8 protein-coding genes are annotated in these 11,441 nt (G+C 72.8%); 2 read left to right on the top strand and 6 right to left on the bottom strand.

All coding sequences use genetic code 11. The annotated features are described in order from the left end of the window. Positions 1 to 165: 165 nt before the first annotated feature. Genes IEY93_RS05080 through IEY93_RS05065 form a run of 4 tightly spaced genes read right to left on the bottom strand, consistent with a single transcriptional unit; the run spans position 166 to position 5,150 of the window. Positions 166 to 1,011, bottom strand: coding sequence for a sulfotransferase (locus IEY93_RS05080; RefSeq protein ID WP_307837550.1), 846 nt, complete (start codon positions 1,009 to 1,011; stop codon positions 166 to 168). 52 nt (positions 1,012 to 1,063) lie between these two features. After that, complete coding sequence (locus IEY93_RS05075) at positions 1,064 to 2,356, bottom strand: hypothetical protein (protein ID WP_189161756.1); 1,293 nt, start codon at positions 2,354 to 2,356, stop codon at positions 1,064 to 1,066. After that, positions 2,353 to 3,891, bottom strand: coding sequence for an O-antigen ligase family protein (locus tag IEY93_RS05070; protein WP_189161755.1), 1,539 nt, complete (start codon positions 3,889 to 3,891; stop codon positions 2,353 to 2,355). Before IEY93_RS05070 ends, IEY93_RS05075 begins: the two co-directional genes overlap by 4 nt. Beyond that, positions 3,888 to 5,150 carry a Wzz/FepE/Etk N-terminal domain-containing protein gene (locus IEY93_RS05065; RefSeq protein ID WP_189161754.1) on the bottom strand — a complete coding sequence of 421 codons (1,263 nt, stop codon included), beginning with the start codon at positions 5,148 to 5,150 and terminating at the stop codon, positions 3,888 to 3,890. The genes IEY93_RS05070 and IEY93_RS05065 overlap by 4 nt, the downstream gene beginning before the upstream one ends. A gap of 330 nt (positions 5,151 to 5,480) precedes the next feature. Here IEY93_RS05065 and IEY93_RS05060 point away from each other — a divergent pair, with 330 nt between their 5' ends. After that, positions 5,481 to 6,551, top strand: a complete 1,071-nt coding sequence (locus IEY93_RS05060; protein WP_229690876.1) for a glycoside hydrolase family 26 protein — start codon at positions 5,481 to 5,483, stop codon at positions 6,549 to 6,551. A gap of 19 nt (positions 6,552 to 6,570) precedes the next feature. On the opposite strand, the gene cysC is transcribed toward IEY93_RS05060, so the two are convergent. Beyond that, positions 6,571 to 7,830, bottom strand: a complete 1,260-nt coding sequence (gene cysC / locus IEY93_RS05055; RefSeq protein WP_372444421.1) for an adenylyl-sulfate kinase — start codon at positions 7,828 to 7,830, stop codon at positions 6,571 to 6,573. A 32-nt stretch (positions 7,831 to 7,862) separates the two neighbouring features. Continuing rightward, positions 7,863 to 8,594, bottom strand: a complete 732-nt coding sequence (locus IEY93_RS05050) for a class I SAM-dependent methyltransferase (protein ID WP_189161753.1) — start codon at positions 8,592 to 8,594, stop codon at positions 7,863 to 7,865. A gap of 353 nt (positions 8,595 to 8,947) precedes the next feature. Between IEY93_RS05050 and IEY93_RS05045 the strand changes: the two genes are divergently transcribed. Beyond that, on the top strand, positions 8,948 to 11,441 hold a 2,494-nt coding region (locus tag IEY93_RS05045), incomplete at its 3' end, for a transcription-repair coupling factor (RefSeq protein WP_229690885.1).

Here is an 11,441-nt window from a genome sequence, read left to right as displayed (position 1 = left end):
CGAGGGCCGGGGGATCGCAGGGCGTGGAGGAGGAGGCGGTGATGCGGGGGGCGGCGGGAGCCGACGGCTCTGGACGGGATCCGCGTGGGAGGGGCGGCGAGGACTGGGGGTCTGGGGGCGAGGACATCGAGGAAGGGTCGGGGGGAGAGGAGGGCATCAGGGCCGTCAGCAGCGCCAGGAGGGAGGGTCGCCGAGCCAGGGGGCCAACTGGGTGTCCCAGGGGGCGAAGTGCGCCGAGAGTCTCCGCCGCACACGCGCCGGCATGTCGGTCGCCCGCGGCCGGGCGTTGTGCCGCTCGAACACCGGGTCGCCCAGGCGGGGCAGCCCGAGGAACTCCAGCATCCGGTCGTACACCACCTCCGGTGTGCCGAAGAAACGCCCGCTGTCGATGACGTGGAGCCGGTCGCGGCCGACCAGGGACTCGACCCGCGCGAGCTGTTCGGCGTACTGCCCGCGGGCGACGTACGCGTGATGGCGATGGGCGTGACTGCGCGCGAGCGGATCGGCGCACAGCCGCTCGGCCTCACCCGCCAGCCGGTAGGACTCCAGCTCGATCGCCCGCTCGAACGACGGCTCGGTCTCGAACCCGCGCGCCACCTCGTGCGCGTGCGCCGAGTAGGCGCGCTCCACCGGGTCGCGGACCAGCACGATGAGCCTCACCCCGGGCAGATCGGTGGCGATGCGGGCCGCGGCGAGCGGGTGGAACAGGTAGTACGGCGAGGACTCGAACGTCAGCGGGCGGATGCCGTACCGGCGCTCCAGCCGGTGGGCGGTGGCCTTCAGCGGGAAGTGCGCGCGGTACCAGGAGGAGCCCTTGCCGTAGGCCGTGTCGAAGTAGTGGATGCCCTTGTGGAACATCGGTTTCAGCACCAGCGGATGCTGGGCCAGGACGCGGTACAGCGAGGTGGTGCCACAGCGCTGTGCCCCGGCGATCAGAAACGACGGCAGTAGCCGCCCGCTCACGGTGAGCCGCCCGGCCGTGTGCGAGAAGGCGTGGGCGGATCTCTTCACCGTGCGCTTCATCTCGGAACCCGCGGCGGGTCGGCTCGCTTCACCATGTGCTTCACCTCAGGACCTCCAGGTGGTCGAGGACAGGGTTGAGCCATCCGGCGGGCGGGCCGAGTGGCTGGTGGCCGTCCCGTTCGTACCGGTCGGCCAGGCTGATCAGGTATTCGGCGGCGGTGTGCCGCGCCTCGTCCGCTGACGGGCCGAAGGGGGCGAGCAAGCGGGGAGAGCTCGCCAGGCAGGCTTCGGCTGCCCGCGCCGGAGGCATCCGGCGTACCGCGCGCTGGAAGAAGTGGTGGAGCGTGTCGAGCCCCAGGGGAACGCCGGTGGCGAAGCGCTCCCAGTCCCACACCGCGAGCCGGCCGCCGGGAGCGAGCGCGATGTTCCACGGCGAGAAGTCGCCATGCCAGGCATAGGCGTGACCGCCCAGGTCGCCCCCCTGAACATCCGACCGCCGGCCCGCCGGAGTGTCCCCCCGCGAATCCGCTGAGGTATCCACCCATGAAGCCGTCGAGGTGTCGGCCCGCCACCCCGCTGAGGTGTCCGCCCGCGGATCCGCTGGTGTGTCCGGCCGGGTACCTGCCGAGGCGTCCGGCCGCGTTGCCGCTGGTGTGTCCGGCCGCGTTGCCGCTGGTGTGTCCGGCCGCGCCTGCGCCGGCTCCTGGTGCCGGGGAATGGTGGCGATCTCGTGGACCGCCCGTTCGAGGAGGGCCGGGGAGACACGCCCGCGGCGGGTGGTCAGGGGCGAGAGGGCCAGCACGTCCAGGCCGTTCCAGGCGCCGTGGTGCAGGACGCGGGGGGCCGCCACGACGGTCATCGGCAGGTCGGCGAGCAGCGCGAGCGTGGCGCTCTCGTGCTGGACCAGCGCGCGCGTGCGGTCGGTGTCACCGACCTTGACGAACGCGAGCAGCGTGCCGGAGCCGTCGCGGATCTCCAGAACGGGCTTGCGGTTCGCCCGCCGGGCGGGCCGTACGTGGACGGTGGCCCGGACGTGCCGCCCGAACACCTCGCTCAGGTAGGACTCGATCGTGCCGGGCCCCTGGGGGAGCAGCCGCCGCCAGGGGAGCCGGCGCGAGCGCGGGACGAGCCGCCGCGGCAGGTATCTGCTCGGGACCAGGGCATAGACGGCCGTGGCGGAACCCCGCACCTCAGAGGGGGCGGCCGGGGACCGGTCGGCGGCCGCTGGTGGCAGGTCCGCCGGGACGGCTCGCGCCCGACGCGCGTCGGATGCGCTCGTGGCGGGCGTTGCGTCCACGACGGTGGAAGTCCCGCCGGCCTCGGGTGCGCCCGTGGCGTACAGCAGTGCGGTCACCTGGTCGAGGTAGCCCAGCCGGGCGCGATGGTCTCTCACCGGAACGCCTCCATCGGTGCGGGGGTCATCGTGCCGGAGGTCCGGATCGGACGGCCGGCCTCGGGGACGACTGCCCTCGACCGGTCGTGGTTCACCCCGGCGGTGGGCCACATCGGATCGATGTCGCGGTGATCGCCCCGTCCATCGCAAGGGTGCTCGGGAGCCGGGACGTCGAGGCGGTGCCTTCCGTCGGCGGGCGGCCTCCCGCGATGGGCCGTGGCGGTGGAGGGGGCGGCGGTCGAAGGGGGCAGGGAGGCGTGGCCGTTGCGCCAGAGGAGGGCGAAGGACACCAGGTACATGATCAGCGCGGTGACCAGCCCGTCGTACACGAACATGTAGAGCAGCACGAGGATCATGACGAGCGTCCCCGCCTGCCCGATCGGCGTGCGGTCGCGCCAGAAGCGGCGGATCGCCCCGGCGAAGAACGCGACGTACAGCGCCGCGCCGGTGAAGCCCTGGGTGATCAGCAACAGCCAGAGTTGGCCGTCGCTGCCGAGCGGCGGGTGCCCGCAGTCGGCGCACCAGCCGGTCTTGCCGGTGGTGATCGTCCGGTAGTTGCCCGAGGCGTTGCGGGTGTTGCCGTAGCCGATGAACGGCGAGTGGACGGCCGCCTCGATGGTGCTCTCGACGGTGAACGCCCTGATGCGGTTGCTGTGCGGGCTGTCGAGCCGCTGGGCGACCATGGCGCCGAGCGGCCCGGCGCAGAACGCGAGCACCGCCGCCGTGAGGGCCGCGCCGATCGCGAGGGCCGTGCGCGTGCGGACGCGCACCAGGACATAGGCGACGGAGACGGCGAGGCCGATCCACAGGCCGCGGTTGAGCGAGTAGACGATCGGGACGGCGGCCAGGCCCAGGACGATCACACAGATCACGCGGCGCGCCGGGCCGCCGTAGGTCCACCAGCCGACCACGAACCAGATCAGCAGCACCGAGAGGTTGCCGCCCCAGGCGTTGGCCCACTCGAACGGCGCCTCCGGGCGCGGTGCGGCGTGCCCGAGCACGTGCTGCACCTGGGCGGCCGTCGGGTGGATCAGGTTGCGGACGTAGGAGTTGCCGCTGATCCACTCGGGCAGCACCATCTCCAGCGGCGAGGTGAACTGCAGGCCCGGCGCCAGCACTCCGAGCAGCCCGCCGGCCACGGTGACCAGGCACAGCACGCCGAGCATGCGCACCAGGGCGCGCTGCGACAGCTCCTGCCGCGTGAGGTTGCCCAGGTAGAGCACCATGATCACCAGCGAGACGTAGACCGCGAGCCGCATGGCGTAGCCGGCGAGGCGGCCCGCGCCCATCTCGCCGTACGTGCCGGGGGGCGTCTCGCCGAGCATGAGCCCACTGGCCAGGTAGCCGGCGATGAGCAGCGCCCACAGGCCCATGCCCTTGGGCACGGCGATCGGCCGGCGGCGCCAGAGCACGACCGCCATCGGGCCGGCCAGGACGACGAGGGCGAGGCCGCCGAAGCCGAGCGCCCACCACACGGGATATCCGACGAGCAGCGCCGCGATCGGCAGGGCCGCCGGCGCCGGGCGCGAGGTCATGAGGGGTGGGGGGTGGGGTCGGAGGGGTGGCGATGGTGGCCGCGCGGCAGGGACGACTGGCCGCGGGGGAGCGCCGTGTGCGAGGAGGGCAGCAGGACCACGCCGAGCGGGGCGGTGTCGGTGCGCCTGAGCTGGCGGACGGCCTGGGCGAGCTGCTTGCTGCGGGCCGCGCGGCGCTCGACGACCAGCAGCGCGGCGTCGGCGCGGGCCGCCTGGTCGGTGCGCACCCAGATCGGGGCGAGGCCGGTGAGCGCCACGCGCAGGTCGTCGGCGATGGGCTCGGGGTCGGTGTCGGGTGAGATGCCGCGGACGAGTAACTCGCCGCCGTCCCGCAGGTGGCGTGCCACGGCCATGGCGAGCTCGCGCAGCTCCCGGGCGTTCTCGCCCTCGCACAGGACGGGTAGCCCGGTCAGCCGCTCGACGTCGGCGGCCGTCCTGAGCCGGGTGTCGAAGCGGTCGCGGACCATGGCCGCGCCCACTCCGGCGAGCAGGCCGAGGAACAGCCCGCTGCCGAGGTACAGCGGGGGGCTCGGCTGGGACGGCGACGCCGGCGGACGGGCGTCGCTGATGACGGAGCCGGGGGTGACGGCGATGGTCTTGAGCGTGTCGTACTTCATGGTGAGCGCGGAGATCTGCCTGCTCAGGATGTTCTGCCGCTGGCCGGCGATGACCCGCGCCGCGGAGCCGGGCGCGGCGCGCGGGAGACCGGCGACGGTGGCCGTGAGCTGCGACTCGACCTCGCGCAGTTTGCCGGAGAGGACCTTGAGCTGGGCGTCCAGGGCGCGGGTGGCCGTCGCCTCACGGTTGGCGAGGTAGGCACGGGCGAAGGCCTGGGCGCCCGCGGCGGCGCTGATGGGGTCGCCGCCGGTGTAGGAGATGGCGAGCACGGCGGAGTTGGGCGGGACGGCCACCCGCACCCGCTCCCTGAGCGGGTCGGGATCGCGCGCCCTGAGCGTGCGGGCGGCGCGGGAGGCGACCACGGCGGAGCGGGCGACCTGGGCCTCGGTGTCGAGGTTGAGCGGCTCGCGCTGCCGAGGCGTGGTCTGGTTGGTCTGCTCCTGCACCCCGGTGGCCGTCACGAGCACCTCGGCGGTCGCGGTGTAGGACGGCGGAGTGGTCGCGAGAACGACTCCGCCGCCGCACGCGCCGGCGAGCAGGAACACGGCCAGCGCGACACGCCGCCGCACCAGCATCGAGCCGAAGTCGGCGAGCTCGCGCCCGGTGGCCGGGCCGGAAACTGAGGACGCCGGGTGGCTCATGGAAACGCCAGGCCTCTCGATGCGGAGTTTTGATGCGTATCTGCCCCTTTCGCGGTGGCGAGCCGGCGGCCGTTCCGTGGAACGACTCCCAAGGGGCAGATCCAGAAAACTATAGGCACATCGCGGCACGGCGCGATCGCATACACGGATTTTCTGTGGATGAAGGATTCCCCCAGCTCACCGCTATAGCGCACTATTTCCGCAATTGTGGGTCGGAGGTGTCCACAGGAGGGTGCCGACTTACCGGCGACTCGCCGCCGATTAGTGGGAAGGTGAAGAGCAGCATGCTGGAGAAAATGGTCAGAAGGGGGTTTGAGTGCCTTGCGAAGAGTGACGGTAATATGGTTTTTTGGCACCGGGCTCGCCGTCGCCGGCGCTCTGCTGATCTACGCCGCGACCTCGGCGCCGAAGCCTCGTCAGCGGTCCGTGGCGCAGGACCGCACCCCCGGCGCCGTGGTGACGGCCACCGATGACGCCCCCGGCTGCGCCGCCACCGCCAAGCTCATCCCGAGCTGCGGCGCCTGGTGGGGGGTCGCCCCGGACGTCTTCGGCGGCCGGCCGCCCGCGCAGGCCGTCGCCGCCGCCGAGGAGCGCATGGGCCGCAAGGCGGACATCCTGCACGTCTACCACCGGGGCGCCGAGCCGTTCCCCACGCAGGAAGAACGGCGGCTGGCCAGGAAGCGCATCCTGCTGATCAACTGGAAGCCGTCGCTGCGCCACACCTGGGCCGAGATCGCCGACGGCGCCATCGACGACCGCATCGACCGCCTGGCCGCGAGGATCAGGCGCACTCTGCCGGAGCGCTTCTTCCTCACCGTCCACCACGAGCCCGAGAACGACGTGCGCGCGCACCCGGGCTCGGGCATGACCGCCGACGACTACGCCGCCATGTACCGCCACGTCGTGCTGCGCCTGCGCGATCACGGGGTCAGGAACGCCGTCACGGTGATGACCTACATGGGCGCGCCGAACTGGGCCGCCAAGCCGTGGTTCGAACGCCTCTACCCCGGTGACGACGTGGTCGACTGGATCGGCCTGGACCCCTACGCCGACCGCAGGGTCAGCGACTTCGCCGGGCTGGTGGACAAGACCCGCGCCGACCACGCCCGGTGGCCGGGCTTCTACCGCTGGACCCAGACGCGCTTCCCGGGAAAGCCGATCATGATGGCCGAGTGGGGGGCCTTCGAACGGCACGACGAGCCATCGTTCAAGGTGTTGTTCTTCAACTCGGTACGCCGGCAGATCAAGGGATATCCCCAGATCAAGGCACTTGTGTACTTCGACTCGCCGCGCGCGCCGCGCGGCGACACCCGGTTCGACTCGACGGTGGCGGCCGGGCGCGCGTTCACCGAACTGGCCCGGGCGCCCTACTTCAGCTCCACCCCCGTCCCCGACCACTGACCGCCTCGGGCGGCGGAGGTCAGCGGAGCCGGCCGCCCGAGATGAGCAGGTCGAGCACGCGCTCGACCCCGCGCTCCACCGAGATGCCGGTGGTGTCCAGGGTCAGGTCGGCGTCGTCCGGCTCCTCGTAGGGCGAGGAGATGCCGGTGAAGTCGGGGATGAGCCCGGCCCGCGCCTTGGCGTACAGGCCCTTGCGGTCGCGGCGTTCGCACTCGGCGAGCGGCGTGGCCACGTGGACCAGCAGGAAGTCGGCCCCCACGGCCTCCACCATGTGGCGCACCTCGTCGCGGGTGGCCGCGAACGGGGCGATGGGCGCGCAGATGGCCAGGCCCCCGTGCCGGGCGACCTCGGAGGCGACGTAGCCGATGCGGCGGATGTTCAGGTCGCGGTCCTCCCGGGAGAAGGTGAGGCCCGCCGAGAGCAGCCGGCGTACGACGTCGCCGTCCAGGTAGGTCACGGTGCGGGTGCCGCGTTCGAGGAGCGCGTCGTGCAGGCCGCGCGCGATGGTGGACTTGCCCGACCCGGACAGACCGGTGAAGAACACCACCAGGCCGCGCCGGTGCGGCGGCCCGGGCAGCGTGACCGGCTCCGGCCCGGCCAGGTGCTCGGTGGCGCCGTACGCGGCGGCGACGTGCTCGCGCAGCTCCAGGTCGATCTCGGGCTCGCGCGGGGCCAGCGGGACCACCGCGACGGTGGTGCCGGACGGCAGGCTCTCGCGGGCCTTCAGCGCCGCGCGGACGACGGCGGGGCCGCCCTCGCCGAAGGCGAGCGGGAGCAGCAGGATCGCCGCGTCCAGCTCGCGCGCGGTGGCGGTGATCTCGTCCAGGTCGTCCAGCGGCCCGCGCATGGTCACGGCGAGCACGGGACGTTCGCGAAGCTCTGCCCGCACCTGCGTGGGGGAGAGCCGCAGCCGGGCGAACGGGCCGTGCTCGGGGGCGCCCAGGGACTTCACCGGACCGGCCACCAGGCCGTCGGCGGTGCGCTCGGTGACGCTCATGACCGCGACCGCGGCGCCCTCCGGGTCGCGGAGGGTGAGCTCCTGCCCCGCGGAGACGGGGTGGTCGTGCGGCAGCGTCAGGGTGACCGGGTCGGGCCAGGGCGTGCCGTCGTGCAGGCGGCCGTTCTCGATGACCGAGGCGACGTCGGCCGAGCCGAGGAACCCCGTCAGCGGGGTGAAGGCCCCCGAGAGCAGGAGTTCCAGGTCGGCCAGCTCACGCGCGTCGGGCACCCATTCGGGTGTCGGGTCAGGGTGCGCCGTGTTCTGCTCCACGTTTCCCACCGGCAAAGGATATTCGTCCCCGGCGGTATGGGTCAGATCAGGCGGGCGAAGTGGTTCTGCGGCTTGCGGATGACCAGGATGATCTCGTCGCGTGCGGTGGGCAGGCGCTCGCCGGAGAGCTTCTCCACCGCCCGGAGCGCCGCGCCGACGAGTTTGGGATGCCGGCCGCGCAGCGCCGGGCCGGAGCGGCCGGAGTAGTCCTCGGCGATCATCAGGCCGCGCAGCAGGCAGTACGAGTGGATGCCCTCGCGCGAGGCCACCTGCTCGTACACCGCCGGCAGCGGCCCGACCGCGTCCGGCGGGGCCAGGCGCGACCACAGCAGGCGGCGCAACCACCACGGCGTCACCCGGTCGCAGAAGCCGTACGCGGTCGCGCGGTCGCGCATGCGGACCAGCAGCAGCCCGCCGGGCCGCAGGGCGTTGACCATGCGGTCGAGCACGAGCTCGGCGTTGCGCAGGCGTTCGAGCAGGAAGGCGGCGTGGACGACGTCGAAGGTGCGCGGCAGCAGGGGCGCGTCGCGCAGGTCGCCGAGGAAGCGCGCGTCGAGGTCGGTGCGGCCTTCGATCGAGGCGCGCAGCACCGGGATGTCCTCATCGACGCCGGTCACTCTGCTGTCGACGCGCCCGACGCCGAACGGCTCACCGCTCCCGCAGCCGGCGATGAGGATGTCGAGCCGCCGGCCGAGCTGCTCGGTCCACAGCTCGCGGATGCGGTGCCCGAACACGTCGCCCTGGGTCTCCGGCCACCATCGAACCTCTGACATGTGACTCAGAGTAGCCACACGCGCCCTGTCTGTATGGGATTCGTCTCACGAAGGCCGCGGCCGGTCCTCTGCGGGGAGCCGCGGAGGGGGCGCATCGGATGGAGGGACGGTTCCCGGCGTGGAGGAGCCGAGGGGGAAGTAGCCTTGGGATGACCCCGACTCCGACGAGCCGGGGTCGCGCGTGCCGCCGCGGACGACCCAGCTCCCGGTGCGCCGACATTTCGTCATATATGACCATATGACTGTGCGGCCCGGTACGCGCTGCGCGGCGCGCCCGCGGGGACTCCTACAGCCGACCAGGCCGTCCCGGGGGCGCGGGAGAAGGCGGGGATGACCATGTGGGGGCATTGCTGATGAGTCTTTCCGGGCTGCTCGATCTCGTCGCCGCCGATCCGCGGCTCGCAGGCGCCCTGGACCGCCAGGGTGAGGACGTCAACCTCGTCGCGCCGCCCGCGCTGCGGCCGTTCGCGGTGGCCGCGCTCGCGCGCAGGCGTCCCGTTCTCGCCATCACCTCGACCGGCCGTGAGGCCGAGGACCTCGCCGCCGCGCTCACCGGCCTGGCCGGCGAGAACGCCGTCGCGGTCTTCCCGGCGTGGGAGACCCTCCCGCACGAGCGTCTGTCGCCGCGCAGCGACACCGTCGGCCAGCGCCTGGCCGTGCTGCGCCGGCTCGCCCACCCGATCGCCGGTGACCCCGCGGCCGGGCCGCTGGAGGTCGTGGTCGCTCCGGTGCGCGCGGTGCTGCAGCCGCTGGTGTCGGGCCTCGGCGACCTGGAGCCCGTGCGCCTGCACCCGGGCGATGACGCCGACCTGGAGCAGGTGGTCGAGCGCCTGGTGACCAATGGCTACCACCGGGTGGACATGGTGGAGAAGCGCGGCGAGGTCGCCGTGCGCGGCGGCCTGCTGGACGTCTTCCCGCCGACCGAGGAGCACCCGCTGCGCCTTGAGTTCTGGGGCGACACCGTCGAGGAGATCCGCTGGTTCAAGGTCGCCGACCAGCGCTCGCTGGAGGTCGCCGAGGGCGGGCTGTTCGCGGCGCCCTGCCGCGAGCTGCTGCTCACCGACGAGGTCCGGGCGCGCGCCGCCGAGCTGGGCGAGCGGCACCCGGCCCTGCGCGACATCCTCGACCAGCTCGCCGACGGCGCCCCGGTGGAGGGCATGGAGGCCTTCGCGCCCGTGCTGGTCGACGGCATGGACCTTCTGCTGGACCACCTGCCCGCCCGCGCATCGGTGTTCGTCTGCGACCCCGAGCGCATCCGCGGGCGCGCCGTCGAGCTGGTGCGCACCAGCCAGGAGTTCCTGGAAGCGTCCTGGATCAACGCCGCCGCAGGCGGCGAGGCGCCCATCGACCTCGGCGCCGCGGCCTTCCGCGATCTTTCCGAGGTGCGCCGGCACGCCCGCGAGCTGGGCCAGCCGTGGTGGACCATCGCGCCGTTCGCCGCCACCGACGGGCCGGCGTCCGGCCAGGACGCGACGGCGGACGGCGACCCGTACGGCGCGAGCGAGATCGTCGAGCTGTCCGCGCGCGAGGCCGAGAGCTACCGCGGGGACACCCAGCGCGCGCTCGCCGACATCAAGGGATGGCTCGGCGAGGGCCGCGCGGTCGTCCTGCTCAGCGAGGGCCACGGCCCGGCCGAGCGCATCGTGGAGCTGCTCAAGGGCGTGGACGTGCCCGCCCGGCTGGTGCCCGGCCTGGACACCGCCCCCGGCAAGGACGTCGTCAGTGTCACCACCGGCCGCATCGAGCACGGGTTCCTCGCCGACGGGGTCGCCGTGCTGACCCACCTCGACCTGGTCGGGCAGAAGGCCTCCACCAAGGACATGCGGCGCCTGCCCTCCCGGCGCAGGAACATGGTCGACCCGCTCCAGCTCAAGATCGGCGACCACGTGGTGCACGCCCAGCACGGCGTCGGCCGCTACGTCGAGATGGTGCAGCGGTCGGTGCAGGGCGCCACCCGCGAATACCTGGTGATCGAGTACGCCAAGGGCGACCGGCTGTACGTGCCGACCGACCAGCTCGACGAGGTCACGCGGTACGTCGGCGGGGAGTCGCCGACGCTGAACCGCATGGGCGGCGCCGACTGGGCCAAGGCCAAGTCCCGCGCCCGCAAGGCCGTCAAGGAGATCGCCGGCGAGCTGATCCGCCTGTACAGCGCCCGCATGGCCTCGCCCGGCCACTCCTTCGGCGCCGACACCCCCTGGCAGCGCGAGATGGAGGACGCCTTCCCCTACGCCGAGACCGGCGACCAGCTCGAGGCCATCGACGAGGTCAAGCGCGACATGGAGCGCGCGGTGCCGATGGACCGCCTGATCTGCGGCGACGTCGGCTACGGCAAGACCGAGATCGCGGTGCGGGCCGCGTTCAAGGCCGTCCAGGACGGCAAGCAGGTGGCCGTGCTCGTGCCCACCACGCTGCTGGTGCAGCAGCACCTGTCGACGTTCGGCGAGCGGTTCGCGAGCTTCCCGGTGTCGGTGCGGCCGGTGTCGCGGTTCCAGACCGAGAGCGAGGTCAAGGCCGCGCTCGACGGGCTGAAGGACGGCAGCGTCGACATCGTGATCGGCACCCACCGCCTGCTCAACCCCGACATCCGCTTCAAGGACCTCGGCCTGATCATCGTCGACGAGGAGCAGCGCTTCGGCGTCGAGCACAAGGAGGCCATGAAGCACATGCGCACCCAGGTGGACGTGCTCGCCATGTCGGCGACACCCATCCCGCGCACGCTGGAGATGGGCCTCACCGGCATCCGCGAGATGTCCACCATCCTCACCCCGCCCGAGGAGCGGCACCCGATCCTCACCTTCGTCGGCCCCTACGACGAGAAGCAGATCGCCGCGGCCGTCCGGCGCG

Source organism: Sphaerisporangium melleum (assembly GCF_014646695.1).
GTDB lineage: Bacteria > Actinomycetota > Actinomycetes > Streptosporangiales > Streptosporangiaceae > Sphaerisporangium > Sphaerisporangium melleum.
Note: the sequence above shows the minus strand (reverse complement) of the source record. Positions and strands in the feature narration are given on the sequence as shown.